Raw genomic sequence first — 26,490 nt, forward strand, 5'->3', positions numbered from 1 at the left:
TTCCTGTCGGGGCGCCTTGAAGCGCGGCGCGCTTCCTTTGGTTTTTCCGCGCATCGTGCTAATCGGCGGCGCGAACTCCCTCCGCAGCAGGATATGCCGATGACCGACAAGCCGACGCCCGTCCGCCGGGCCCTCGTTTCCGTTTCCGACAAGTCCGGGATCGTCGATTTCGCCAGGGCCCTGGCCGATGGCGGCGCCGAGATCCTGTCCACCGGCGGCACGGCGCGAACCCTTAGGGAGGCCGGACTGGCCGTCGTCGACGTCGCCGCGGTCACCGGCTCTCCCGAAATGCTCGACGGACGGGTCAAGACGCTGCATCCCAACGTCCACGGGGGCCTGCTGGCGGACCGTTCGAAGCCCGAGCACATCGCGGCGCTTTCGGAACACGGCATTCCGGAGATCGACCTCCTCGTGATCAATCTCTATCCGTTCGAAGACACCCTGCGGCGCGGCGCCGCCTTCCCCGAGTGCATCGAGAACATCGATATCGGCGGCCCGGCGATGATTCGCGCGGCGGCCAAGAACCACGGCTCGGTGACGGTGCTGGTCGACCCGGCCGACTATGCCGGCGTGCTCGAGGAAGTGGGCGCCGGCGGCGTCAGCGCCGGCACGCGGCAGCGGCTGGCGGCAAAGGCCTTCTCGCGCACGGCGGCCTATGACGCGGCGATCTCGCGCTGGTTCTCGGAGGAGACCGGCGAGGCGGAACCGACGTTCATCGCATTCGGCGGCACCCTTGCCGAACAGCTGCGCTACGGCGAGAACCCGCATCAGCGCGCCGGCTTCTACCGGAGCGCCGAGAGCCGGCCCGGACCCGCCAGGCCGGGTGTCGCGACCGCCCGGCAGGTGCAGGGCAAGGCGCTCAGCTACAACAACATCAACGACACGGACGCGGCCTTCGAACTGGTCGCCGAGTTCGATCCCGGGGACTCCGCCGCCGTCGCCATCATCAAGCACGCCAATCCGTGCGGCGTGGCGGTGGGCGACAGCCTGCGCGAGGCATACGAGAAGGCGCTGGTCTGCGATCCGGTGTCGGCCTTCGGCGGCATCGTCGCCCTCAACAGGACGCTCGACGCCGAAGCCGCCGAGAAGATCGTCGAGATCTTCACCGAAGTCATCGTCGCGCCCGCCGCGAGCCCCGAGGCGATCGAGATCGTCGCCGCCAGGAAGAACCTGCGGCTGCTGGTGACCGACGGCCTGCCGGATCCGGCGGCGCCCGGCCTGATGGTGCGGTCCGTCGCAGGCGGCCTGCTGGTGCAGTCGCGCGACAACGGGCGCCTCGGCGCGGCGGACCTTCGCGTCGTCACCCGGCGCGCGCCGAGCGAGCAGGAAATGCGCGATCTGCTGTTTGCCTGGCGGGTCGCCAAGCACGTCAAGTCGAACGCGATCGTCTACGCCAGGAACGGCGCGACGGCCGGCATCGGGGCGGGGCAGATGAGCCGCGTCGATTCGGCGCGGATCGCCGCTCACAAGTCCGCCGAGGCGGCGAAGGCGGCCGGCGCCGACCGGCCGCTTGCCGAGGGAGCCGTGGTCGCGTCCGACGCCTTCTTCCCGTTCGCCGACGGCCTGCTGGCGGCGGCGGAGGCCGGCGCGACCGCCGTGATCCAGCCGGGCGGGTCGATGCGGGACGACGAGGTGATCGCCGCGGCCGACGAAAAAGGCCTTGCCATGGTGCTCACGGGCATGCGCCACTTCAGGCACTGAGACACCCCGGGGAGGGCGGGCAGCGATGCGCAGGATCATCGGGTGGGGCCTCGCCCTGGTGCTGGTCGCGGTGCTCGCCGCGGCGGCCTATGTCTGGCTGTCGATTACCGGCTATTTCGTCCACAAGCGCACGCCTGCAGAGCTGCTCGCCCTGCTAGAGCCCGATATCGTCATCAGCAAGCCGGACGGCGCCGGCCCGTTTCCGGCAATCCTGCTCTATTCGGGCTGCGAGGGCCTGTTTCGCGACGACAAGCGGCTGGCGCTCATGGGGATCTATTCGGATCTCGCGGTTGCCGAAGGGGTCGTGGCGATCGTCGTCGACAGCTTCACGCCGCGCGGCATAGGCTACGAGACGGCGGTCGGGGATGTCTGTTCGGGATGGCTGCTGCGCGGCGCCGAGAGGGCCGGGGACGTCGCCGTGACGATCCCCTTCGCCCGCGACCTGCCCTATGTCGATCCCGAACGGTTGGCGGTCGCCGGCTGGAGCCATGGCGGCTGGACGGTGATGGATTTCCTGGCGATGCCACCCGACGCCCTGGTGCCGCAAAGCCTGACCGAATGGCCGGAAGATCCCTTTGCAGGCCTGACCTCGGTCTACCTGACCTATCCCTATTGCGGCATGAACGCGTCGGGCTTTCCGACGCTGGCGCCGAGCCGGGGGTTTGCCGAGCCCCTGCCGGTCTGGGCGATCCACGGCACCGCGGACACGACAGCCGATCCGGTGCCCTGTCATGAGGCCTACGCGCGCGTCCTGGCGGAGGGTGCGCCTGTCGATACGGCGACGATCGAAGGCGCGACCCATGCCTTCGACCGGCCCGATGTCGATCCGGCCTCGACGTCGAAGTACAACCCGGAATTCGCGGAAATCGCCTATCGGCGGTTCCGGCACTTCCTGCGCGATGTCCTGATACCCGGGCGCGAAGGGTTCTGACCTAGCCGGCGTTCTCGAATCCCGTCAGCACGTTCACGGCATTGACGCCGATCTCCTCGACCGCATAGCCGCCTTCCATCAGGAACACGGTCGGCCGCTTCAGGCTGGCGATCCTGCGTCCGATCTCGAGGAAATCGGGTGACTTCAGCTTGAACTGCGAGATCGGGTCCTTCTCGAAGGTATCGACCCCCAGCGACACCACAACCACGTCCGGGCCGAAATAGGATATCTCGTTGCAGGCGTCGCTGAGCGCCTGTCCCCAGGCCTCGAAGCCGGTTCCCCATTCCATCGGATAGTTGACGTTGAAGCCTTCGCCCTTGCCGTGGCCGATCTCGTCCGAATAGCCCAGGAAGTACGGATACTCCTGGCGCGGATCGGCGTGCAGGGACAGAAACTGCACGTCGGCGCGCTCGTAGAAGATCGACTGCGTGCCGTTGCCGTGATGGTAGTCGATGTCGAGGACCGAGACCCGGTCGCAGCCGTGGTCGCGCAGCCACTGCGCGGCGATCGCGGCGTTGTTGAGAAAGCAGTACCCGCCGCAATAGTCGACCGCCGCATGGTGGCCCGGCGGCCGGCACAGCCCGAACGCCGCCCGTTCGCCGTCCTTGACCATGCGCGTCGCCGTCAGTCCGACATTGGCGCTGGCGCGGACCGCCGGCCATGTCCCCGAGGTGATCGGCGCGCCGGCGTCGAACGAGAAGTACGACAGCTTGCCGTCGATCTCGTCGGGCTCGATCGCCCTCATCCCCCTCACGGGCCAGGCGAGGGGCAGGGCGTCCCAGTCGCGGCCGGTCTTCTGCCACATGGCCCAGGCTGTCTCCAGAAAGATCAGATAGCGCGAATCGTGGATCCGTCCGAGCGGCTCAATGCCGAAATCCTCCGGCTCCACGACCTCCCCGAGCCCGACCTCATTGACCCGCGACAGGATGATGTCGGCCCGCACCGGCTTCTCGTGGGCCGGTTTCAGCGTCCCGTCGATCAGTTCGACTTTCGCGGCATGCAGGCGGTGATCGTCGGAATAGACGGTTTTCATGGCGATCCTGGCTCGAATTGGTTTTTGCGGCGGGCCGTAGGTCTACCGAATTATGGGGCGTTCGCCCACCCGTCCCATGCAACAATGCGCCCGCCGGGCAGCCTCCCTGTCTGAATTCGGCTGCCGGAAACATCTGAAACGAACTGATTCCGCCGCGAAACACGGTCGACGTCGCCCTGCAATCCGGAGCCGCTTTTTTCCGGCGCCTGAATTTTGAAAGGGAGCTTGTCATGAATCAGATGTTTCGCCTGGACACCGGCCGCGCCGCCGCCTTCGAGGAGCGGATGGTCGGGATGCTCAACGAGGGGGCTATGTGCCTGATGGTCTCGATTGGCCATCGCACCGGCCTGTTCGACGCGATGTCGCGGATGGGCTGGTCCGACAGTGCGGGGATCGCCCGCGAGGCCGGCCTCGAGGAACGCTACGTCCGCGAATGGCTGGGCGCCATGACGGTCGGCCGCATCGTCGACCACGAGCCGCGGACCGGAACCTACCGCCTGCCTCCCGAGCACGCCCGCGTGCTGACCCGCGACGCGGAGGCCGGCAACTTTGCCGTGACGGCCCAGGAGATATCGGTGCTGGGCGGTGTCGAAACCGCAATCGTCGAATGCTTCCGCGCCGGCGGCGGGGTGCCCTATGGCAGATTCGAGCGGTTTCACGAGGTCATGATGGAGGAGAGCGCGCAGACGGTGCTGCCCGCGCTGATCGACCAGATCCTGCCGCTCGGTGGCGATGTGATCGCCAGGCTGGAGGCCGGCATCCGCGTCCTCGACGTGGGCTGCGGGCGCGGCCGGGCGTTGACCATGATGGCCGAGGCGTTCCCGAACAGCCGTTTCGTCGGCTACGACCTGTCGGAGGAAGCCATCGAATTCGCCAATGCCGGCGCTGCCGCGCGCGGCCTGGCCAACCTGACCTTCGAGGTCCGGGACGCCCGCGACCTGGCCGCAACTGCCGACGAGAACGCCTTCGATCTCGTCGTCACGTTCGACGCCATCCACGACCAGGCCGATCCCATGTCCGTGCTGCGCGGCATCCGCCGCACCCTCAGGGAGGACGGCGTCTACATCTGCCAGGACATCCGTGGGTCCTGCCACCACCACGGCAACATGGACAACGTGCTGGGGCCGTTCCTCTACACCGTGTCGACCATGCACTGCATGACCGTGTCGCTCGCCCAGGGCGGCGAGGGGCTTGGCACCATGTGGGGCTGCGAGACCGCGATCGCCTACTTCGCCGACGCCGGCTTCTCGAAGGTCACCCAGCACGAACTCGAGCACGACATCATCAACGCCTACTACGTCTGCCGGCCCTGACGGCTATCGCGTCCGGCGGCACTTACTTGCCGGCGGACGCGGCCTCCATGCAGCCAAAGCATGTGGGGATCGTTCACTGTTTGTGACCGGACAATAGCGCGCATGCTTCTGCCGGCGCGCGCACCGGCCGCTGGCGATCTACGGGACGGAGCGGATCACTGCGGCGTCAGCCGCACGTGACCCGCGTTCCAGGCGCCCGGCCAGACCTCGGCGGCGCCGGCACGCTTCTGCCGGATCAGGCCCACCGGAATGTCGCGGGCGATCAGGAACGGCCCGTCGCCTTCCTCGCCGCCCGCACCCCGGTCGCCGTCGACCGGGCCGACCGCGGCGTGGATGCCGGTGAAGCCGAGTTCGACCTCGCAGGGAACGTAGACCGCGCAGCCGGAGACGTTCTGGTCGTTCTGGGTCGTGCCCGGCGCCGCGCCGACGCAGCCGGTCGCCGCCACCGTGCTCATCAGCTCGATCGCCCGCGCCTTGGCGCAGCCGAAGACGCGGCTGTAGCCGGACAGGTAGTAGGTCATCGACGGCACCATCAGGAGATCGAGATCCTGCGGTGCGAGCAGGCTGGACAGCGCCGGCATCTCGACGTCGAGGCAGATCAGCGTCGCAAGCCGCAGGCCGTTCCACTCGACGATCCGGATCTCGTCGCCCGTCGCCAGGTTCCAGTTGTCGGCGTCCTGCTCGCCCGGCGTCAATGCCAGCTTGTCCTGGGCGATCGTCCGCCCGTCGGGCAGGACCAGCCAGGCCCGGTTGCGGTAGCCCTCGCCGACCTGCCAGGGCATCGAGCCGGCGAGCAGCGCCACCCCGTGCTTCTGCGGCAGCGGTTTCAGCAGCTCCAGCGCCGCCGGCGCCTGGTCGGCCATCCAGCCGATCTCCTCGGTCGGCCTGAGGCCGTCCGGCTTGAAGCTCAGCCATTGCTCGGAGGCGTATTCCGGCATGATCAGGAAGGCCGCGCCGGCCGCCGCGGCCTCCGCCATCTTCGCCTCGACGCGGGCGACCCAGCCGTCGAGCCCGTTGACGGGTACGGACAGGTTGGTCGCCCACAGGGCCAGCGTCAGGGTGTCAGTCAACGGAGCGCTCCGGTTCGCCGGGCCGCGCCGATGCGCGGCGGTTACGTCGGAGCAAACCCGCTAACGGGCCCGCTGGCAAGGCCCGTCCGGCGGGCACCTGCGCCGGGCCGCCGTCGGCCCCTCAGCCGTAGCGATACTTCGGCCGCCAGCCCCGGCGGCCGCCGTCGAGCAGATCGAGGAAGTGCCACAGGCTGCAGAAATCGTCGCCGGGGCTGAAGCCCGCGTCGGAGACCCTGACGATGCCGCCGGTGTCGCGCCGGAACACGGAGGTGCCGGGCAGCCAGCCGTTGTCGCCGCGATAGCCCATGTCGTCGGCGAAGCTCGAGCCGCGATGGCTGAGCATCGGGAACCGCCAGCCGCGCGACTGCGCGAAGGCGGCCTGCTCGGCGGGCGAATCGGGGCTCGTCACGACGAAGGCGGCGCGGTCGGCGAGATGCTCGTAGACGCCGTTGTAGCCGTCCGCCCACAAGGTGCAGTAGGGGCACGACCGGCCCATGTTGTGGATGACGATCAGGTCGTCCTTGCCGCCGAACGCCTCCGACAGCCGCACCTCGCCGGTGGTCGACTGCAGGACGTAGTCCTCGACCGGCTGCGGTTCGGCCCGGTCCTGCAGGTCGCGCATCTCGGCGCGCAGCGCGGCGATCCTGCGCCGGTAGTCCGCCAGCTTCCCCGATGCGTCCGCATAGTCCATGGGTGTTGCTCCCCGACCGTGCTCAGGCCGCGTACTCGTCGCGCAGCCTGACCCACGCCATCGTGTAGGGCAGGTCGTCCTCGTCGCGGCCCTTGGGCAGGAGGTCGAGGTAGTTGTAGGCGGTGTTGAGGATGTCGATGCCGCGCATGTAGGCGGAGTAGGTATGGTAGATCGCGCCGTCGTCGTCCTTGTAGAAGACGCTGACGCCCGGCATCTCGATCCCGTAGGTCCTGCTGGTCCCGTAGTTGTACACCGGCGCCTGGCTCTCCACCTCGTCCTGGGTGAACGAGACGGCGAAGTCCCGGTTGAAGCCGTTCTCGCCGGACGACACCCAGGGAAAGCTCCAGCCCATCCGGCCGGCTAAGGCCTGCAGCTTGGCAAGCGGCGCCCGCGAGATCGCCACGAAGGAGACGTCGCGCTGGCGCAGGTGGGCGACGATGCCGTTGAAGTTGTCGGCCCAGAACGAGCAGCTCTTGCAGCCGGTCTCCCAGTCGGGGGCGAACATGAAGTGGTAGACCAGAAGCTGCCTGCGGTCGTCGAACAGGTCGGCCAGCCGGACCGGGCCGTCGGGACCCTCGAACGTGTAGTCGGTGCCGACGCGCTCCCAGGGCAGCTTCCGGCGCGCCTCGGCGAGCGCATCGCGCTGCCGGGTGAAGGCCTTCTCCTCGGCGAGCAGCCGCTTGCGCGCCTGCAGCCATTCCTCCCTGGACACGACGGTGTTGGCGGTGTTGAGGGGCATCTTGCGTCTCCATTCGCAGACGGGCGCCGGCGGGTCGCCGCGCGGCGCCGTCGGGTTCACTCTTCGGTCTTCGGGCCGCCGGGCGCCCCGCCCTGCCTGCGCGTCTCGATGTCCTCGAGGGTCGCGGCCAGCGTGTCGAACTGCGCCTGCCAGTAGTGGGTGTAGCCGTTGATCCAGACGGCGGCCGAGAAGATCGGCCCGACGTCGAGGCTGCACCGGCTGATCCGGCCGGTGCGTTCCTGCCGGACGAGGCCGGCGCGGACCAGCACCTGGATGTGGCGCGAGACCGCCTGCAGCGAGATGTCGAACGGCTCGGCCAGTTCGGAGACCAGCAGCGGCGCGTCCTTCAGCCGGGCCAGCACGGCGCGCCGCACCGGATCCGACAGCGCGAAGAACACCGCGTCGAGGGTCTCGTCGGCGCTCGGCGCGGCATCCTCGTCAGGCAGGGCTCGGGCGTTGGCGGCTGTCATGCCGCCTGATTATCAACGTATAGATTGATAGTCAACAAGATTGTTGTTTAAAGTCGGCCGGCTGTCTCGCCGGCTATCTCCCGGCGGAGGCCCCTCATTCGAAGGCCCCCTCGGTCGAAGGCAGGGGAGGCCCGGGTCGCCCGGGCCTCCGGTCTCTCGGGCGGACTACTTCTGCAGTTCGGTCCAGATCGCCGTGTACATGTCGCGCGACGCCTGCGGGCAGTCCGGAACGAAGTTGCCCTTGTCGGCGAACTCGGCGGGGACGTTCACTTCCGGCGCGTCCTTCATGTCCTCCGGCATGTACTGCTGCGAGCCCTCGATGCCGTTGGCATAGCGGGCGAACGCCGAGATCAGGGCGGCGTTCTCGGGGTCCATGATGAAGTTCTGGAACAGCTTGGCGTTCTCGGGATTCTGCGCGTCGGCCAGGACGGCGACGGAATCCATCCACAGCACGTAGCCTTCCTTCGGATAGCCGTAGACGACGTCCGGGTTCTGCAGGCGCGCGCGGAAGGTCGAGCCGTTCCAGTTGACGCTGGCCATCATGTCGCCGCTGGCCAGACGCTCGGTGGTGCCGTAGTCCATCGACATCCACTTCGGCTTGGCCGCCAGCAGCGCGTCGCGGACCTTCTTGAGGAGTTCCTTGTCCTCCGTGCAGGGCTTGCCGCCGGCGTAGAGGATCGCCAGGTTCATCACGTCGTTCATTTCCGGCACGACGTTGATCTTGCCGACCAGTTCCTCCGGCGGATCCATGAAGATCGCCGAGGTGTTGGGATCGCCCGAATAGGCCGACGTGTTCACCGCCACGCCGGTCGAGCCCCACTGCCAGGGCACCGTGTAGTGGCGGCCCGGATCCCAGTCGACGTCGACCCAGCGCGGATCCATGTTCTTGAAGTTCTCCATCTGGTCGGGCCGCGACTCCATCAGCAGGCCTTCGCGGATCCAGATCGGCACGTAGCTGTTGGAGGGCACCACGATGTCGAAGCCGTGGCCGCCGGCCTTGATCTTCGCCAGCGCCGTGTCGTTGGAATCGTAGTCGGTGACGGTGACCTCGACGTCGTGCTCCTTCTCGAACTTCTCGATCAGGTCCGGGTTGGTGTAGTTGCCCCAGTTGAAGATGTTGAGCTTGCCTTCCGCGCTCGCGATCGCCGTGGTGGCAAGCAGCGCCGCGACGGCGGCGCTCGTGGTCAGTTTCCACTGCATGTCGTGTTCTCCCTCTGTTGATTTGAGGCGCCGGAAGCCATTCCGGTCTTCCCGGCGCCCACCCTACTTTCTTCTTCGGCTTAGAAAGAAGAAAACCGTCACCAGCGCCACCGATATCGCCAGGAACACGGTGGAGATGGCGTTCATTTCCGGCGTGACGGCGCGCCTGAGCTGTCCCAGCATATAGGTCGGCAGCGTGTCCTGTCCGGCCGACTTGACGAACTCGGTGATCACCACGTCGTCGAGCGAGATGACGAAGGCCAGCATCGCGCCGGCAAGGATGCCCGGCCACAGCAGCGGCAGTGTCACCCGCCGGAACGCGTTCCAGGGCGTCGCGTAGAGGTCGGCTGCGGCGATTTCCAGCGTCAGGTCCATGCTTTCCAGCCGCGCCCGGATCGGCAGGTAGGCAAACGGGATGCAGAACGCGGTATGCGCCGCGATCAGGTAGCCGAGGCCGGTGTAGCCGGTCGCCACCTTGACCATCGCGAAGAAGATCAGCAGCGCCACCGCACTGACGATCTCCGGCACCATCAGCGGCTGGTTGATCATCGCGTAGATGGCGGTCAGGCCGCGATAGGGCCGCGTCCGCGTCGTGCCCAGCGCCGCCATCGTCGCCAGCGTCGTGGCGATCACAGCCGCGAAGCTGGCGATCACCACCGACCGGATCGAGGCCTGCTGGACCTGGTCGTTCTGCCATGCCGCGACGTACCAGCGCCAGGAGAAGCCCTCCCACGAGGCGATCGAGACCGACGAATTGAACGAGTAGACCACCAGCGTGATGATCGGCGCGTAGAGCGCCACGAAGCAGACCACGGCGATCGTCGTGAAGCCGGTCTGCCGCCGCACCGAGAACGGCCGGCCGCGTTGCCCCGACAGCTCAGCCATGGCCCGCGCTCGGTTTCGCCGAGGTGCGCACGTAGGCGATCAGGGCCACCATCACGATCACCAGCAGCGTTATCGACAGCGCTGCGCCGAGCGGCCAGTTGCGGCCCTGGCCGAACTGCAGCTCGATCAGGTTGCCGAGCATCATCTTCTTGCCGCCGCCGAGCACCCGCGGCGTCACGTAGGCGCCGAGCGATGGAATGAACACCAGGATCGACCCGGCGATGATGCCGGGCTTGACCAGCGGGACGATCACCCGCCTGAGCGCCTGGAACCGGGTCGCGTAGAGGTCGTAGGCGGCCTCGACCAGGCGGAAGTCGAGCTTCTCCATCGAGGCGTAGAGCGGCAGAACCATCAGCGGCAGGTAGACGTAGGTCATGCCGACCAGGATGGCGAAATCGGTGTACAGCATCTGCACCGGCTTCTCGACGATGCCGAGCCCGAGCAGCAGCTGGTTGATCAGCCCCTCGGCGCGGATCACCTCCATGATCGCGAAGGTGCGGATCAAGAGGTTGGTCCAGAACGGTATGGTGATCAGGAACAGCCACAGCTCGCGGTACTTCGGCGGGCGCGTGGCGATGAAATAGGCGGTCGGGAAGCCGAAGAAGAAGGTCAGCAGCGTCGTCATGAACGACAGCTGTATGGAGCGCCACAGGATCGACAGGTGGGCGTCGGCCAGGCTCAGCGTGTCGTCGAATATGTCGCGCTGGAACAGGACCTTGAACCAGCCCTCGGTGGAAAACTCCCACACCACGCCGCCGTAGGGGCCGGCCGTCAGGAACGAGTACACCAGCACGATCAGCAGCGGCCCGGAGGCGGCGAGAAACAGCACGATCAGCGCCGGCGTGGCGAGCAGCCGCTTGTTGCGGATCTCGCGCCGCCGCGCCTCCTCCACCAGCGCGCGCTGCGACCCGGCCGGCCGCTCCGCCGCGATCGCCGCCGCCGCGGACCTCGGCCTGTCGTCGGCGGAGGCGTCCGGGGCGACCATCTCAGTCCTTCAGCACCTGCACGGAGCGCTCGGCGAGATGGATGCCGATCGGGCTTCCCGGTTCGTGCCCCTCGTCGCGCCCGCGCATGTTCTGGGCGCGCACGGTGAACAGGTCGCCCTCCGCCAGCCGCACGTGATAGTGCGTGTCGGTGCCGAAATAGACGACGTTCTCCAGCGTCCCCGTCAGGGCCGCCTCGCCGTCTCCGGTGGCAAGCCGCGCATGTTCCGGGCGCACCACCACGGTCACCCGCCTGGCCTCGCCCATGCCCTCGGGCATGTCGGCGTCGGTCTCGGTCCCCGACGGCAGCCTGAGCCGCGCCGTGCCCTCCGAGATCGAGATGATCTCGGCCTCCATCAGGTTGGTGTCGCCGATGAAGTTGGCGACGAACCGTTCCGAGGGATGATCGTATATCTCTCGCGGCGAGCCGACTTGGAGAATGCGGCCGCTGCTCATCACGGCGACCCGGTCCGACATCGTCAGCGCCTCTTCCTGGTCATGCGTGACGAAGACGAAGGTGATGCCGGTCTCGTGCTGCAGCCGCTTGAGTTCTATCTGCATTTCCTTCCTGAGCTTCAGGTCGAGCGCCGACAGAGGCTCGTCGAGCAGCAGCACCTCGGGGCGCGGCGCCAGCGCCCGCGCCAGCGCGACGCGCTGCTGCTGGCCGCCGGAGATCTGGGAGGTCTGTCGGTTCTTGAGCTGCTCCATGCGCACCAGCCGCAGCATCTCGTCGACGGTGCGGGCGACCTCGTCCTTCGGCTTGCCGAGCATTTCCAGCCCGAAGCCGATGTTGCCGGCAACCGTCATGTGCGGGAACAGCGCGTAGTTTTGGAAGACCGTATTGACCGGCCGCTTGAACGGCGGCAGGCCCGAGATGTCCTGCCCGTTCAGCAGGATCGAACCCCGGCTTGGATGTTCGAACCCGGCGATCAGGCGCAGCAGCGTGGTCTTGCCGCACCCCGACGGTCCGAGCAGCGTGAAGAACTCGTTCTGGCGGATTTCGACGCTGACATCGTCCAGCGCGATGACTGCGTCCGGCCCCTCGCCGAAAACCTTGGTAACGCCCCGCGCTTCGACGGCAGCATTCACCAAAACGTACGTCCCCCGGTCCATTGCAACTGGGCAAAAATGGTATCACGCCGGACGGTGGACGCAAGCGCAAAGGCCGGTTCCAGAGCCGAAACAATGCCCTGATAGATCTCAGCGGCTGCGCAAATTGTGATCACATTCGCGGCCGGGTGCCCGGCTCAGTAGTCCCATTCCATGTTGATCCCGACGCTGGAGGAGCCGTCGGCGCCGACTTCGCCGCGGGCGCGGATGTTGTCGGTGATGTCGATGTCGACGGTGACGCGGCTCGACTGGGCCGAGGTCCCCTGGGTGACGCCGAGATAGATGTTGTCGTTGATGTAGCGGCCGATGCCGATCGCCGGGTCGTCGCCGGCCGTGGTGATCTGCAGCACGTCGAGCCCGAACTTCCGGCGGATCGAATCGAGCATGCCGGGGCCGCCGCCGATGCCGGCAAGCGTGGCGGCCGCCTGCGCCAGCTGGACCGCCTGGCCGGCCGTCAGCTGCCCGGTCGCCCGGTCGAACAGGATGTGTGCCAGCACCTCGTCCTGCGGCAACGCCGGCGAGGACGACAGCTGGATGGTCGGGTTCGAGGCGCGGCCGCCTATGGTGACGATGCCGGTGATCGACGAGGTGGTGGTCTCGGCAACGAGGTCGAGCTGCGGATCGATCTTGTCGGTGCCGGGGAAGGTGATGATGCCGCGGGTGAAGTCGATGCGCTGGCCGATCACGTCGATGTAGCCGCGCCTCAGTTCGAACCCGCCCTGCACGATCGGCGTCGAGGAGGTTCCGCGGATGGTGATGCCGCCGCCGAGCTGAGCGTCGACGCCCATGCCGCGCACAAAGATCCGGTTGGTGGTCGAGACCTTCAGGTCGAGTGCGACGTCGAAGTCGCCGCCGCCGCCGCCCTGGCCGCCGAGCGCCTGCTCCTCGTCGAGCTGCGCCTGCACCGCCGGCGGCGTGTTGACGTGCTCGACGGGGATCGGCGTGATCGAGGCCGGCAGCCGGTCCGGCAGCTGGATGTCCATCCGGCGTATCGTCACGGTCCCGGCAAGGTCCGGACCGGTCGCCGCCGGTCCGGTCAGCCGCAGCGCCGCGTCGATCGTGGCGTCGACCAGATCGTTGTTGATGATCTGGGCGTCCTCCGCGTTGAGCGTCACGTTGACCGGCAGGTCGCCGCTGAGGCCGACGGTGCCGGAGCCGGAAATGGTGCCGCCGTTCGGCGCCCGCGCCGACAGCCGGGTGATCTCGATCCTCTGCAGTCCGCCGCGCGCCTCCAGCGCGATATTGTCGAGATTGACGCCGTTGAGCGGGCTCGAATAGGTGCCGCCGGTCATCCGGATCGTTCCCGAGGCGTCCGGCGCGGCGGCGGTTCCGCGCACCCGCATGTCGACGGTGACCGGACCCGACACGCGGTCGCCGGAGGCCGCCAGCATGTTGTTCAGCATCGCCAGGTCGAAGCGCCCGTCGATGCCGAGGTCGAGCCCGCCGCTCGCCGACAGCGGCGCCGAGCCGGAGATGGTCACGTTGGTGCCGGAGCCACCGGTGATGCGCGCGTTGACCGTCGTGCGTCCGTTGGCGAGCTGGCCCGAGGCGGTGATGCTGGCCGGGTCGATGCCGGCCTGCCGCATCGCCGCGATCGACAGGCCGCTCACCTGCAGGTCGTACTGGCCGCTCGGCGAAGCCGCGCTGCCGCGGACGTTGGCGCTGCCCGACAGGGTTCCCGACAGGCCGGTGCCGGGCGCGGCGATCTCGGCCAGCGACAGCGGCAGGGCGCGGATCGCCACCTGCAGGTCGAGCGTCTCGCCGGCGGTGCCGTTGACGTCGATGCCGCCGCCGCCGGTGGCCAGCGAAAAGTTGGAGATCGCAACGCCGCCGTCGGCGACGCGGATCGTCGCGGGGCGCGCCAGCGTGCCGGTCTGGCCGCCGCCGCTGAGCGTCATCGCGGCGAGGTTGACGGTGATGTCGCCGTCGACCAGCGCGACGCCGCCGCGTGCGCTGACGCTGGCGCCGAGGCCCGAGGTCTCCAGCGTGAAGGCATTCTCCTCGACGCCGCCGCTGGCCGTGAGCCTGAGGCTGTCGATGCGCTGCCCGCCGGCATCGATTGCCCGCGCCGTGACGTCGGCGTCGACGATCAGCCGGCCGGTCGGATCGCGCACGTCGGCGGTCAGGTCGGCCGAGCCGATCCGGGTGTCGAAGGCGGAGACGCCCGAAGCGCTGGCCTTCGCCCGCACCACCTGGACGCCGTTCTCCACCGCAAGGTCGACGGTCGCGTCGACCTTGCCGGCCATCTCGGTGAGCGTGAACACCGACAGGTCGCCGAGGTTGGCCGCCTTGACGACGACCTGGCCGGCCGCCTTGTTGTCGGCGTCGAGCCTGACGTTGCCGGCGACCCGCACCGAGCCGATGACGATGTCGAGGCCGCTGATCTCGAAGCCGCCGTCCTCGCGGGCGATGCGGCCCGATCCGGTCGCCGCCTGCCCGTCGACGGTGCCCGACAGCTTCAGCGCGCCGGACGGCGCTTCGGTGACGTCGGTGGCGTCGACTTCGACCGTCAGGTTCTCGATCGGCCGGTCCATCGCGGTCGCCTCGTCGATGGCGACGCGCGCCTGCAGCGCCAGGTCCTCGAGCGAACCGGTGAGCCTTGCCGTTGCGCGGGCGGAGCCGGTGACGCGGGGGTCGAGCCGGGCGAGGTCGGTCAGCTCGATCTCGGCGTCGACGTCGGCGCGCGCTTCGTCGGCGCGGCCGTCGGCGACCAGCTTCAGCGCCGCCCCGGACACCGTCAGGTCGTCGAAGGCGAAGCTGCCGTCGGCGTCGCGTTCGGCGCCTCCGGACACGGTGAAGCTCTCGCCGAGCGCGCCGTCGAGCTGGGCGATGCCGGTGCCGAAACCCTCGATCCCGCCGTCCACGGTCGCCGACAGCCGGGCGCCGTCGAAGCTGCCGGCAAGGTCGGCCTTCAGGCCCGCGATGCCGGTCAGGTCGAGACCGCTCAGGCCGGCGAAACTGGACAGGTCGACATTGCTGGCCGTCAGGTTGCCGTCGAAGCCGGCCGCGTCGATGACGCCCGCCCACAGGATCTCGCCGGCGCCCAGCACCAGCTTCAGCGCGTCCGCCTCGAACCGTCCGGCCGGCGTCGCCGTGCCGGTGACGTCGAGCGCCACGCTCTCGCCGGCCGCGCCGGCATAGGAGCTGTCGGCGGTGGCGACGCCGGAAGCGCGCCCGTTGGCGGCGACCGCGATCGGCGTGTCGGGATCGTCGAGCGGGCCGTCGGCATCCGCCGACATCGACAGGTCGAGCGCGGCGACCGAATTGCCCTCCACCGCGACGTCCTCGGCCAGCAGGTTCGCCGAAAGCGCCGCGCTGCCGGGCCCGTAGTCGGCGCGGCCGCTGACCTCGATGCCGCGCCACGACGCGGCGACCGGCAGGATCCCCGCGAAGCGCTTCGCCTCGCCGGCGATCACCTCGTAGGCGAGCCGCGCCGACATCGTCTGCGGGTCGACGCTGCCGGAGACCGAGACCCAGCCGGCGGCAGTGAGCGCCTCGAGCGATTCGATCGTGATCGGCCCCTCGTCGGGGAAGACGACCCGCGCGGCCAGCGTCGAGCGGCCCTCGGCAAGCGGCGCGTAGGCAGGCTGCAGCAGCCCCGCCACCTCGCCCTGCAGGTCGAGCGCCAGCGCCCTGCCGGCCCCGCCACCCGGCAGCGCCCGCCGGGTGACGGTGACGGTGCCGTCCGCGTCGCCCTGGTCGCCTGCGGTGAGATCGATGGTCGCGGCGAAGTCGTCGATCGGCCCGACGCCGTCGACGCTGATGCGCAGCGGCGGCAGGCCGGGCATGCCGCTCAGCCGCGACACCAGCCCGCCGGCCGGCTCGTCGACGGTGAGGTCGAGGTCGAGATACTGGTCCTGCGGCCGGTAGCCGAGCCGCGCGGCGATGGTCCCGGCGGTGCCGTCGACGCGCTCGACGTCGAGCCGCAGCGCCAGGCCGTCGGCGGGATCGCCGAGCCGCGCGTCGCCGGTGACGGTCACCGCCGCCGGCTCGCCGAGCACCGGCTCGCCGAGCGCGATCCGGTCGACGTTCAGCCGGTCGACGACGATCTCGAAGGGAAGCACCGGAATGCCGCCGCCGCCCGGCTCGGGCGCGGCCTCGCGCGCCGGCGGCAGCCGCAGGATCGACACGTCGCCGACGTCGACCGTCTCGATCGACAGGACCCCGGCGGCGAGCGCGAACGGCCGCCAGGCGAGCCGCGCCCGGTCGACGTCGAGCCAGGCGCCGTCGGCGTCCGACAGGCTGACGTCGCGCACCGTCATGTCGAAGGGAATGCGGCCCTGCAGGCTGCCGATGCGCAGTTCAGCCGTCTCGGTGCTGCCGAACGTCTCGGCCGCCCAGACGATCAGCCCCCGGCCGGGCGGCGTCTGGATGAACACGAACAGCCCGCCGACCAGCAGCAGGGGAATCAACAACAGCGCCGACACGATGCCGGCTATGCGACGCGTTCTGCTGCGCACGGTGTCTCCAGTGGCTCCGGACCCGCGGGCCTCTCGCCGAACAGGGCGCTAGAACGATTGTCCGAGACCAACGTAGAAGGCGACGCTTGGATCCCAGGGGCCGCGCTCCAGCGGCACGGCGACGTCGAAGCGGATCGGGCCTATGGCGGTGTAGTACCGCAGTCCGAGGCCGGCCCCGACCTTGAAGTCCTCTGAACCGAATGTAGGCGTTCCCGAGGAGAATGCACCCCCGGCGTCGACGAAGGGCACGATTCCGATGGTGTCGGTCACCCTCAGGCGCGCCTCCGCCGAGGCGACGAACAGGTGCTTGCCGCCGATGATCTCGCCGTTCGGCAGGCGCGGGCTGACGCCCTGGTAGTCGTAGCCGCGGATCGTGCCGCCGCCGCCGGCGTAGAAGCGCTTGTCGGCGGGAATCTCGGCGACGCTGTCGGGACCGATCACCGTTCCCGCGAGGATGCGGCCGGCAAGGATGAACCGCTTCGCCGCGTCGAACGAGTGGTAGGTGGACACGGAGCCCTCCAGGCGCGTCATGTTCACCGAGGAGCCCAGGAAGGAGGGATAGGGCGTGACCTCGCCGATCGCCCGGATGCCCTTCGACGGGTCGAGCTTGTCGTCGGTCGAATCGTAGCGCGCCGAGACCGGAATGCCGACCAGCGTGTAGGTGTTGGTGCCGAGCGCGTCGGTGATGCGCTCGTGCTCGACGGATGCGCCGATCCGGCCCTCGAACTCGTCAGTGAACCGCCGCCGCCATGCGACCTGGCCCCCGCCGCCGGTACTCTCGTAGGCCTCGGGGACCTCGTGGAACGCCCGCGCCTCGATCAGCAGGTCGTCGAGCGAGGTGACGAAGCCGGGCTTCTCGAACGTCGCCTTGGCGACGTATTGCAGGTCGGTGAAGGAATTCGAGAACAGCCGCGACACCTCTCCTTCGATGCGCAGCTTCTCGGCCTGGCCGAACAGGTTGCGGTGGCCCCAGTAGCCGTTGACGGTGCCGCCTTCGGTCGAGGAATAGCTGGCGCCGATGCCGACGAAGCGCGGCTTGCGCTCGTCGACCTGGATGATCAGCGGGATCGTGCCGTCCGGCCCGACGCTGTCGCCCTCGATGATCCGCACCGACTGGAAGATGTCGAGCCGGGCGACCTCGTCGCGGATGCGCTCCACCTCCTGGCGGGAATAGCGGGTTCCCGGCTTCACGTTGGCCATGTGCTCGACGAACTGCGGATCGACGCTCGTCGCCCCGCGCACCTCGACCGTGCCGAGATTGGCCTGCCGGCCGGGCTCCAGGAAGAAGGTCACGTCGAGGGTGTCGTTGGAATGGTCGGCGACGGCGCGGCGGCTGGCTACCCTGGCCAGCGGATAGCCGAGGTCCTGCATCTGGTCGACGATCCGCCCCTCGGCGGTCAGGACCAGGGCCGCCCGCGCCGGCGTGCCGGGCGCCAGTCCGAGCGCCGAGACATCGATCGGCAGCGGCGCCGGGGGCTGCCCGGTGGCTGCGTCGGCGAGTTCGATCACGCCGAACACGAACTGCGGGCCCGCCTCGACCCGCACGACCACCGGAACCGGGCCGCGCAGCGCGGCCGCAGCGGCCGCGTCCACTGCCCTCTGGTCGGCGACCGGGACCCCGGCGACGGTGATGTTGATCAGTCCGCCGTAGAATCCGCCCGCGTTGAGCGCCGCCTGGATGCGCTGCATGTCGGCGGCCGCCCGGCGCACCAGTCCGACCGGCCCGGCCGGCGGCTCGCCCTCGAGCGCCTTCAGGTTGGATGTGTCGGTGATGTTGGTCTTCAGCGCATCGGTGCCGCCGGTGACCTCGATCGTCGAGGTGTAGGGGATGCCTGGCGCCGTCGTCGCGGCCGAAGCCTCCGATTCGGCCTCCGGCTGTGCGTCCGGCGCCTGGGCATCCTGGGCCCGCGTCGGTGCTGCAACCGACGCAAGCGTCCACAGGCCGGCCGCGACGGTCATGGCGGCAAGCCCGCCCGTCCGGCCGCCCCCCGGGAGACGATCGACAAATCTGAACACGTTGAATCGAAGTCTCACACGCCTGCTCGAACTACCTGCCGCTCGACCCTTTCGCCGGTTTCGCCGCCTTACTCCTACACCCCAACTCTATCCAAGACGAGGCGCGCTGCCATAACAAAACTGAGGAATTATCGACTCCAGGGGTTACGCAAGCGTTGCAGCCCCGGATCGGCCTCGGGGTTTCGTTGCCGGGAAGGTTTTAGCCCAGATGCTGCGAAATTGAAGCCTCTGTGTCGCCGGCGGGTGCCGGACGGGCATGCGGCCCCGGCCCCGGCCGCCCGGCGTTCGGCGCGGTATCGTACCTTCGTATGATCGGCCCGGACGGGGATATGGGACATCCGCACCAGTGTATGGACGCGCGGATGCCCGTCACGTGCGAGCGTGGCGGAAGCCGTCGCAGGCGCGTACGGCGCAATTCGACCCGCAGGGGAGGCAGCGATGTCGCAGCGATACCGGATGTTTTCGCACGTTCTGTTGGCGGTGTGCTTGTCCGGCGTCCCTGCCGCGGCCCAGGAGGGCGGCCATCACGATGGCGGCCATGCGGTCGTGATCCCGGCCGGCGAGGCGGCGACGTTCCTCGCCGAAAACGCTGCCGCCATGGTCACGATGATGGCCGGCATGGACGTGAAGCCCACGGGCGACATCGACGCCGACTTCACCGCGATGATGATTCCGCACCACCAGGGCGCCATCGACATGGCGGTCGCCTACCTGCGCTACGGCCACAATCCGCAGCTTCGCCGGCTGGCCCAGGAGATCGTCGTCGAGCAGCAGCAGGAGATTGCCGCGATGCGCCTTGCGCTGGGCCAGCCGCTGCCGCCGCCCGCACCGGCGCCCACAGTCCCGGAGGTGCCGGCAGCCGTCGCGGTGTCCGGAGACGGTGCGGCAGCATCCGCCACCGCCGATTGCCGCCCGCAGTGACGCCCGCAGTGACGCCCGCAACCTCAGGAAGAGCAACCGTCATGATCGCCCTCATCCGGTCCATCCTTTTCGCTGCGACGCTGATGGCCGCCGCCGTACCCGTGCTCGCCGGCCAGGCGCCCTTCGGCGCTTCGGCCCCGGATATTCCGGTGAGCGACCGGGACCGCGTCTATGCCGCCGAGCAGTTCTCCAACACGGTGTCCGTCACCGATCCCGCGACCAACGCCCTGCTCGGCGTCATCCGCCTCGGCGACCCGCAGCCCGCCAACTTCAGCCCGCTCTACCGCGGCCAGGTGCTGGTCCACGGCATGGGCTTCTCGCCGGACCGCCGGACTCTCGCGGTCGTCTCCATCGGCTCCAATTCGGTGACCTTCATCGACACGGCGACCAATGCCGTGAAGCACACCACCTATGTCGGCCGCTCGCCGCACGAGGCCTTCTTCACGCCCGACGGCAGCGAAGTGTGGGTGACGGTGCGCGGCGAGGACTACGTGGCGGTGCTGGACGGCACCACCTACGCGGAGACGTCCCGCATCCCGGTGCCGGACGGGCCGGGCATGCAGATCTTCTCGCCCGACGGCCGCTACGGCTATATCTGCTCGTCGTTCACCCCGGAGACGGTGGTGGTCTCGGTCGCCGAGCACAGGATCGTCGGCCGCGTCCCGCAGGCGAGCCCGTTCTGCCCGAACATCGCCGCAACGCCCGACGGCACCCAGGTATGGCTCACGCTGAAGGACGTCGGCAGGACCCAGGTCTTCGATGCCCGGCCGCCCTTCGAGGTGCTGCGGACCATCGATACCGGTCCGATCACCAACCACGTCAACTTCGCCCGCAACGCCAATGGGACATTCGCCTACGTGACGGTCGGCGGGCTCGATGAGGTGAAGGTGTTCCGCACCGACGACTTCACGCAGGTTGCGACCATTCCGGTGGGCAAGCTGCCGCACGGCATCTGGCCATCGGGCGACGGCTCGCGGGTCTATGTCGGGCTGGAGAACGCCGACACGTTGGCCGCCATCGACACGCTAACCAACGAGGTGATCGCGACCATTCCGATCGGCCAGGCTCCGCAGGCGGTGACCTATGTGCCGGCCGCCGTGCCGGCAGGCGAGGGCGCCGCCAACCTGCAGCCGCTCGGCCTGGCCGGCGAGACGGCCCATCTGAGCCTTTCGGCGGCCGGCGCCGCCGCGCCTGATGCCGCCACCAGCGTGTCGCTGTTCGACCAGGGGCTGATCCAGATCCTGCAGGCCTCGGTCACGGGCCTCGCGCCGAAGCGCCCGTACGTGCTGGCCCTCGCCGGCGCGCCGGACGGCTCCGGCCCGCTCGAGCCGCTGTCGGCCTTCGTCACCAACCCGGCCGGCGCCGCCATCGTCAACGCGACGGGGCCGATACGCCAGATCGTGCAGGCGGCCGAAGCAACGACGCGGCGCTATCTGGTCATTGCCGAAGGCACCGCGGCCAAGCCCGGCGCCGTGGCGCAGGTTCAGACCGCGCCCTGAGCGGTTCGGGAGCGGTTCGGGAGCGGCTCAGGACTGCGCTGCCTGCAGCTTGCCGATCAGCCGGACAAGCTCGGCCTGCTCGTCCGGCGCCAGCCTGTCGGCCACCGACTGCTCGAACTGCCGCACGCGCTTCCGGGCGTGCTCGAAGAAGTCCTTGCGCGCTTCCTCGAAGAACAGGGCGTTGTAGCGGCGGTCGTGGGCAAGCTGCTCGCGGCGCACCAGGCCGCCGGCCTCCAGCCGGTTGAGCACCGGCGTCAGCGTCGACTTGTCGATGCCGAAGGCGTTGGCCAGGTCCATCTGTGTGATGCCGGGATTGGCCCGGATCAGCATCAGGATGCCGAAGGCGCCCGGCGTCAGGCCGATGTCGCCGAGCGCGCGTTCGAAATCGCGGAAGATCGTCGCCTGGGCCCGCCGCAGCAGGTAGCCGATATAGCTCGGCAGCTCGCCGTAGTCGATCTCGGCGCTGCCGTCCGCCTTCCCGGACCGCCCCCGGCTGCCGCCATCGGCCGCGCCGCCGGTTCCGGTCCGACCTTCGGATTCCATCGTCACGCCACTGCTCCCCGCCTCGTCTGCGACCCGGCCGTCCGGATTGCGCTCCTCCGGCGCCCCACTCCGGCGCCCCACTCCGGCGCTCGGGCCCCCGGCGCCCGGGCTACGGCCTCTCACGCGCCTGTCTACAGCAGGAACCGCGGCCCGGTCTGCGTTCCTCAGGTTGAAGACGCATTAGTTTGACGTACTTACTACCGCGTTCGTACACTCGCGTCATCCGCGACGCCTGCACCGCGGGATGGACCGCGGGAGAGCGCATGGCCGGCGACACGAGCCGCGCCGGCTCCGCCGGTGTCCGGACGTATGTCGGCTCCGCCGATATCGAGATGTATGTCGGCTCCGCCGATATCGAAATGTATGTCGGCTCCGCCGACGGGGAGGAGAAATGGAAGTCTCGTTTCGCCGCGAGATCGGCGATCTACGGCTCGGCGCCGGCGACACCTTCCACGGCGAAGGCATCATGGCCGTCACCAAGGCGCTGCTGCAGTCCGGGGTCGCCTATGTCGGCGGCTACCAGGGCGCCCCCGTCAGCCATCTCCTCGACGTGCTGGTCCAGGCCGGGGATCTGCTCGAGGAGCTCGGAATCCACCTGGAGACCTGCACCAACGAGGCCGCCGCCGCGGCGATGCTGGCCGCCTCCATCAACTATCCCGTGCGCGGCGCGGTGACGTGGAAGTCGATCGTCGGCACCAACGTCGCGGCCGACGCCTTGTCCAACCTGTCGTCGGCCGGCGTCATCGGCGGCGCCCTGATCGTCGTCGGCGAGGACTACGGCGAGGGCGCCAGCGTCATCCAGGAGCGCACCCAGGCCTACGCGGTGAAGTCGTCGCTGTGGCTGCTCGACCCCCGACCCGAGCTGCCGACCATCGTCAGAATGGTCGAGAAGGGCTTCGAACTGTCGGAGGCGAGCAACACGCCGGTGATGATGGAGCTGAGGATCCGCGCCTGTCACGTCTTCGGTTCCTTCGAGGCCGCCGACAACCGGCGCTCGGAATTCTCCGCCGCCAACCGCATCCAGCAGCCGGCGACATTCGACTATGCAAGGCTCAGCCATCCCCCGGTGACCTTCGTGCAGGAGGCCGACAAGGTGCACCGCCGCCTGCCGGCCGCCCGCGCCTTCATTCGCGACAACGCCCTGAACGAGCGCTTCGGTCCCGATAGCGGCGACATCGGCATCATCGTCCAGGGCGGCATGTTCAACGTGCTGAACGGCCGGCTCGCCGAGGCCGGCCTGTCGGACGCCTGGGGCAACCTGGAGATCCCGACCCACGTCCTCAACGTCACCTATCCCCTGGTGCCCGAGGAGATCACCGAATTCTGCGCCGGGAAGCGCGCCGTGCTGGTGGTGGAGGAGGGAGGTCCCGACTTCATCGAGAAGGAGATCGGCCAGATCCTGCGCAAGGCCGATCTGAACACCGTGCTGCACGGCAAGGACGTGCTGCCGATGGCCGGCGAATACTCCCCCGTCGTCGTGGCGAAGGGCCTGTCGGCCTTCCTGTCGCGCTACGGCCGCAACGAATCCGCCCGCCTCGACGACTGGGTCGACGCGGTGTGCCGCCATTCGGAGGCCGTCGGCCGGGCGCTCAGCGCCCCGCTGCCGCCGCGCCCGCCGACCTTCTGCACCGGCTGCCCGGAACGGCCGGTGTTCTCGGCGATGAAGCTCTTGCGCCAGGAGACCGGCCCGGTCCACGTCGCGGCCGACATCGGCTGCCACGCCTTCGCGACCTTCCCGCCGTTCAGCCAGGGCAACTCGATCCTCGGCTACGGCATGTCGCTGGCGTCCGCCGCCGCGGTGTCGGGGACGCAGGCGAAGCGGCCGCTGGCGGTGATGGGCGACGGCGGCTTCTGGCACAACGGGTTGCTGACCGGCGTCGCCGGCTCGGTGTTCAACCAGGACGATTCGGTGCTGGTGATCTTCAAGAACGGCTACACCAGCGCCACCGGCGTCCAGGACGTGCCCTCGTCGCTGCCGAGCGAGCACGGCCGCGGCAAGTCGCTCGACATCGAATCGACGCTGAAGAGCCTCGGCGTCAAATGGGTCGAGACGGTGCGCTCCTACTCGGTCTCGACCATGCGCAAGACGCTGAAGGCGGCGATGGATGCGCCCGAGAAGGGGCTGAAGGTGATCGTCGCCGACGGCGAATGCCAGCTCGCCCGCCAGCGCCGGGTGAAGCCGGCCAATGCCAAGGCAGTCGCCGAGGGCAAACGCGTCGTGCGCACCCGCTTCTGGGTCGATCCGGACGTCTGCACCGGCGACCATGCCTGCATCCGCCTGTCGGGCTGTCCCTCGCTCACGGTCAGGCCGAGCGCCGATCCGCTCAAGCCCGAGCCGGTCGCCCACGTCAACAACGACTGCGTCGGCTGCGGCCTGTGCGGCGAGGTCTCGCACGCAGCCCAGCTCTGCCCCTCCTTCGCGCGCATCGAGATCATCCAGAACCCGACCGCCTGGGACCGCTTCCGCGCCGCCCTGTCGGCCCGGCTGATCCGCCTGCTCGGCGGCCACGCCCCGGCACCGCAGGCGCCTCGCCCCGCCGCGCCGCAGCCGGTCCCGGCGGAGTAAACATGGCCAAGCCGAGCACCACCCCGGACGCCGATGTGCCGGCGACCCGATGTGGGAAGCGGAGAGCAGTTTTCGCCCTCCGCACGACAAGCCAGCCCGCCTCCCCCCACCTCTCCCATGGGGAGAGGTCGGCACCGCAGGTGCCGGGTGAGGGGCTCCGGCGCGAGCCGCATTCCACCAACCGTCTGGCCTCGGCACCCCCTCACCCGACGCTGCGCGACGACCTCTCCCCGTCGGGGAGAGGTGAGGGCAAGCGCTGCGAACCATCATCGGTTACCCACACCATCACGCGCCGACCTCCCTCCGCCCACACCACGACCAGCCGACCCATCTCCCCCCACCTCTCCCATGGGGAGAGGTCGGCGCCGCAGGTGCCGGGTGAGGGGCTGCTGCGCGAGCCGCATCGCCTGGCGCCCCCTCTCCCGACGCTTCGCGTCGACCTCTCCCCGCCGGGGAGAGGTGGTTGCCGGCGCTGCGAGATACCGGCATCCGCCCACACCACGACAAGCCGACCTATCTCCTCCCACCTCTCCCATGGGGAGAGGTCGGCACCGCAGGTGCCGGGTGAGGGGTTACAGCGTGAGCCGCATCCCTCGGCCTCCGCCCGCGGCATCGGGACAAGCGCGACATGACGGGGACAGCCTCCCGTCCCGTCTCGATCCTGATCTCGGCGCTCGGCGGCGAGGGCGGCGGGGTGCTGGCCGGCTGGATCGCCGATGCCGCCGTCGTCGCCGGCCTGCATGTCCAGCGCACCTCGATTCCCGGCGTCGCCCAGCGCACCGGCGCCACCACCTACTACCTGGAGATCCTGCCGGGCACCGACCGCACGCCGGTGCTGGCGCTCAACCCGGCGCCCGGCCGCGTCGACGTGCTGGTCGGCACCGAACTCCTGGAGACCGCCCGCATGGTGCAGGCCGGCTACGCGACGCCGGACCGCACGCTGCTGATCGGCGTCCGCCGCCGCGTCTTCACCGTCGCCGAGAAGCAGGCGATGGGCGACGGCCGCCTCGACCCCGGGCGGCTGGAGGAGATCGCCCGGCAGTTCTCGCGCCGCGCCATGATCGGCGACCTCGAGGCGGTGGCGCGCGCGTCGGGCGGCCATCTCAACGCGGTGCTGCTCGGCGCGCTGGCCGGCTCCGGCGCCGTGCCGATCCCCGCGGACGCCTATCGGGAGGCGGTCCGCGCCGGAGGCAAGGCCGTCGAGCAGAACCTGCGCGGCTTCGAGGCGGGGCTTGCGTTTGCCCGCGACGGCGCGCCGGATGCCGTCATGCCGGAGACCGGTGCGCCCGAGTCTTCGCCTTTTTCGGCACCCGATAACCCCCCCGTCCCGGAATCCTGGTCGCTCCATCCCCCCGAGGCGGTGCCGATGATCGAGGCGGGATCGCAGCGCCTCGCCGCGTATCAGGACGACGCCTACGTGGCGCTCTACGCCGAGCGGCTCGGCCGCTTCGCCGGTCGCCCGGGCGTCGACGGCGCATTCCTGTCCGAGCTCGCCCGGCTGCTTGCGGTGCGGATGGCCTTCGAGGACGTCATCCGCGTCGCCCAGTTGAAACTGGCTTCCGCCCGCCTCGAGGCGGTGCGGGCCGAATCGAAGGCGCGGGCCGGCGACATCGTCGACGTCGTCGAGTACATGAAGCCCGGCCCCGAGGAACTGGTGTCGCTGCTGCCGGCGGGCCTCGCGCGCCGCGTCCTGGCGGCCCTCGAGCGCCGCGGCTGGTCCGGCTGGTCGATCCCGATGAACGTCACCGCCACCCGGTTCGGCGGCTTCCTGCGGCTGAAGCTCCTCGCCTCGCTGCGCGGCTGGCGGCCGCGCACCCTGCGCTACGCCGAGGAGCAGCAGTGGATCGAGCGCTGGCTGTCGCTGGTCGACCGGGCGCTCGAGATCGACCCCGCCGCCGCCCGCGAGGTCGTCGCTCTGGCGGGGCTGGTGAAGGGCTATTCCGACACCGACAGGCGCGGCCGCCGCAACTTCGGGACGATCGCGACCCGCATCGTCGAACCGGCACTCGCCGGCGACCTGCCCCCCGGCCTGTTCGCCGACGCCGTCCTCAACGCCCGCCTCGCCGCCCTGAAGGACCCCGAGGGCGCCGCGCTCGGCCAGACGATCGAGGCGCTGTGGGCGAGCGTCGGCCCGGATCGCCAGGCGGCGGAATAACGGTCGCTCGTTCCGCCGGCGCCGGAACCCGCCGCAACCGCCCCGCTGGGCCCCGGCTCAAGGCCGGGGCGTAGGCTACGGAATTGGCAAATGCTAAGCCCCACGCACAGAATACGTCCCGGCCCCCGAGCCGGCAACTGTGTTTTTCAGGCATGGAAGGGTACCTCGTCGCGGAGGATGGCGTTTGCGGTGAGGAGGATCTTT

At 69.4% G+C, this 26,490-nt stretch carries 19 protein-coding genes; 7 read left to right on the forward strand and 12 right to left on the reverse strand.

Annotation, left to right across the window (positions count from 1 at the left end; genetic code table 11):
- Nucleotides 1–99 precede the first annotated feature (99 nt).
- Both purH and V3328_RS25585 read left to right on the forward strand, forming a co-directional pair.
- Nucleotides 100–1,701, forward strand: a complete 1,602-nt coding sequence (purH, locus tag V3328_RS25580; protein WP_378758835.1) for a bifunctional phosphoribosylaminoimidazolecarboxamide formyltransferase/IMP cyclohydrolase — start codon at nucleotides 100–102, stop codon at nucleotides 1,699–1,701.
- 25 nt (nucleotides 1,702–1,726) lie between these two features.
- Complete coding sequence (locus V3328_RS25585; protein WP_340332566.1) at nucleotides 1,727–2,632, forward strand: dienelactone hydrolase family protein; 906 nt, start codon at nucleotides 1,727–1,729, stop codon at nucleotides 2,630–2,632.
- Nucleotide 2,633: 1 nt separating this feature from the next.
- On the opposite strand, the gene V3328_RS25590 is transcribed toward V3328_RS25585, so the two are convergent.
- Nucleotides 2,634–3,665 (reverse strand): histone deacetylase family protein, encoded by a 1,032-nt coding sequence (locus V3328_RS25590; protein ID WP_340332567.1) that lies wholly within the window; start codon nucleotides 3,663–3,665, stop codon nucleotides 2,634–2,636.
- A gap of 230 nt (nucleotides 3,666–3,895) precedes the next feature.
- Here V3328_RS25590 and V3328_RS25595 point away from each other — a divergent pair, with 230 nt between their 5' ends.
- Entirely contained in the window at nucleotides 3,896–4,978 is a 1,083-nt protein-coding gene (locus V3328_RS25595; protein ID WP_340332568.1) for a class I SAM-dependent methyltransferase, read from the forward strand.
- 155 nt (nucleotides 4,979–5,133) lie between these two features.
- Here V3328_RS25595 and V3328_RS25600 read toward each other — a convergent pair whose 3' ends face one another.
- From V3328_RS25600 to V3328_RS25645, 10 genes are all read right to left on the reverse strand, one after another.
- Nucleotides 5,134–6,048: a nitrilase-related carbon-nitrogen hydrolase gene (locus V3328_RS25600; protein ID WP_340332569.1), complete on the reverse strand. Its 915-nt coding sequence runs from the start codon at nucleotides 6,046–6,048 to the stop codon at nucleotides 5,134–5,136.
- A gap of 121 nt (nucleotides 6,049–6,169) precedes the next feature.
- Complete coding sequence (locus tag V3328_RS25605) at nucleotides 6,170–6,739, reverse strand: DUF899 family protein (protein WP_340332570.1); 570 nt, start codon at nucleotides 6,737–6,739, stop codon at nucleotides 6,170–6,172.
- Nucleotides 6,740–6,761: 22 nt separating this feature from the next.
- Nucleotides 6,762–7,478, reverse strand: a complete 717-nt coding sequence (locus tag V3328_RS25610; RefSeq protein ID WP_340332571.1) for a DUF899 domain-containing protein — start codon at nucleotides 7,476–7,478, stop codon at nucleotides 6,762–6,764.
- Between the two features lie 56 nt (nucleotides 7,479–7,534).
- Nucleotides 7,535–7,948, reverse strand: a complete 414-nt coding sequence (locus V3328_RS25615) for an ArsR/SmtB family transcription factor (protein WP_340332572.1) — start codon at nucleotides 7,946–7,948, stop codon at nucleotides 7,535–7,537.
- Between the two features lie 165 nt (nucleotides 7,949–8,113).
- Complete coding sequence (locus tag V3328_RS25620) at nucleotides 8,114–9,148, reverse strand: ABC transporter substrate-binding protein (protein ID WP_340332573.1); 1,035 nt, start codon at nucleotides 9,146–9,148, stop codon at nucleotides 8,114–8,116.
- A 63-nt stretch (nucleotides 9,149–9,211) separates the two neighbouring features.
- Complete coding sequence (locus tag V3328_RS25625; protein WP_340332574.1) at nucleotides 9,212–10,033, reverse strand: ABC transporter permease; 822 nt, start codon at nucleotides 10,031–10,033, stop codon at nucleotides 9,212–9,214.
- A complete protein-coding gene (locus V3328_RS25630) occupies nucleotides 10,026–11,018 on the reverse strand; it encodes an ABC transporter permease (protein WP_340332575.1) in 993 nt (330 codons plus the stop codon). The genes V3328_RS25625 and V3328_RS25630 overlap by 8 nt, the downstream gene beginning before the upstream one ends.
- A 1-nt stretch (nucleotide 11,019) precedes the next feature.
- The gene (locus V3328_RS25635; RefSeq protein WP_378758834.1) at nucleotides 11,020–12,129 is read right to left on the reverse strand and encodes an ABC transporter ATP-binding protein; all 1,110 of its coding nucleotides are present in this window, start codon (nucleotides 12,127–12,129) and stop codon (nucleotides 11,020–11,022) included.
- A 134-nt stretch (nucleotides 12,130–12,263) separates the two neighbouring features.
- Complete coding sequence (locus V3328_RS25640; RefSeq protein WP_340332577.1) at nucleotides 12,264–16,586, reverse strand: translocation/assembly module TamB domain-containing protein; 4,323 nt, start codon at nucleotides 16,584–16,586, stop codon at nucleotides 12,264–12,266.
- Between the two features lie 48 nt (nucleotides 16,587–16,634).
- Nucleotides 16,635–18,545, reverse strand: a complete 1,911-nt coding sequence (locus V3328_RS25645; protein ID WP_340332578.1) for an autotransporter assembly complex protein TamA — start codon at nucleotides 18,543–18,545, stop codon at nucleotides 16,635–16,637.
- Between the two features lie 495 nt (nucleotides 18,546–19,040).
- Between V3328_RS25645 and V3328_RS25650 the strand changes: the two genes are divergently transcribed.
- Together V3328_RS25650 and V3328_RS25655 are read left to right on the forward strand one after the other, a co-directional pair.
- Nucleotides 19,041–19,523, forward strand: a complete 483-nt coding sequence (locus tag V3328_RS25650) for a DUF305 domain-containing protein (RefSeq protein ID WP_340332579.1) — start codon at nucleotides 19,041–19,043, stop codon at nucleotides 19,521–19,523.
- A gap of 41 nt (nucleotides 19,524–19,564) precedes the next feature.
- Nucleotides 19,565–21,022: a YncE family protein gene (locus tag V3328_RS25655; RefSeq protein ID WP_340332580.1), complete on the forward strand. Its 1,458-nt coding sequence runs from the start codon at nucleotides 19,565–19,567 to the stop codon at nucleotides 21,020–21,022.
- A 27-nt stretch (nucleotides 21,023–21,049) separates the two neighbouring features.
- Here V3328_RS25655 and V3328_RS25660 read toward each other — a convergent pair whose 3' ends face one another.
- Entirely contained in the window at nucleotides 21,050–21,565 is a 516-nt protein-coding gene (locus V3328_RS25660; RefSeq protein WP_340332591.1) for a MarR family winged helix-turn-helix transcriptional regulator, read from the reverse strand.
- A 391-nt stretch (nucleotides 21,566–21,956) separates the two neighbouring features.
- Between V3328_RS25660 and V3328_RS25665 the strand changes: the two genes are divergently transcribed.
- Nucleotides 21,957–24,131, forward strand: a complete 2,175-nt coding sequence (locus V3328_RS25665) for a thiamine pyrophosphate-dependent enzyme (RefSeq protein WP_340332581.1) — start codon at nucleotides 21,957–21,959, stop codon at nucleotides 24,129–24,131.
- Nucleotides 24,132–24,759: 628 nt separating this feature from the next.
- Nucleotides 24,760–26,286, forward strand: a complete 1,527-nt coding sequence (locus tag V3328_RS25670; protein WP_340332582.1) for an indolepyruvate oxidoreductase subunit beta family protein — start codon at nucleotides 24,760–24,762, stop codon at nucleotides 26,284–26,286.
- Nucleotides 26,287–26,490 lie beyond the last annotated feature (204 nt).

This window comes from Microbaculum marinum (genome assembly GCF_037855135.1).
Taxonomy (GTDB): domain Bacteria; phylum Pseudomonadota; class Alphaproteobacteria; order Rhizobiales; family Tepidamorphaceae; genus Microbaculum; species Microbaculum marinum.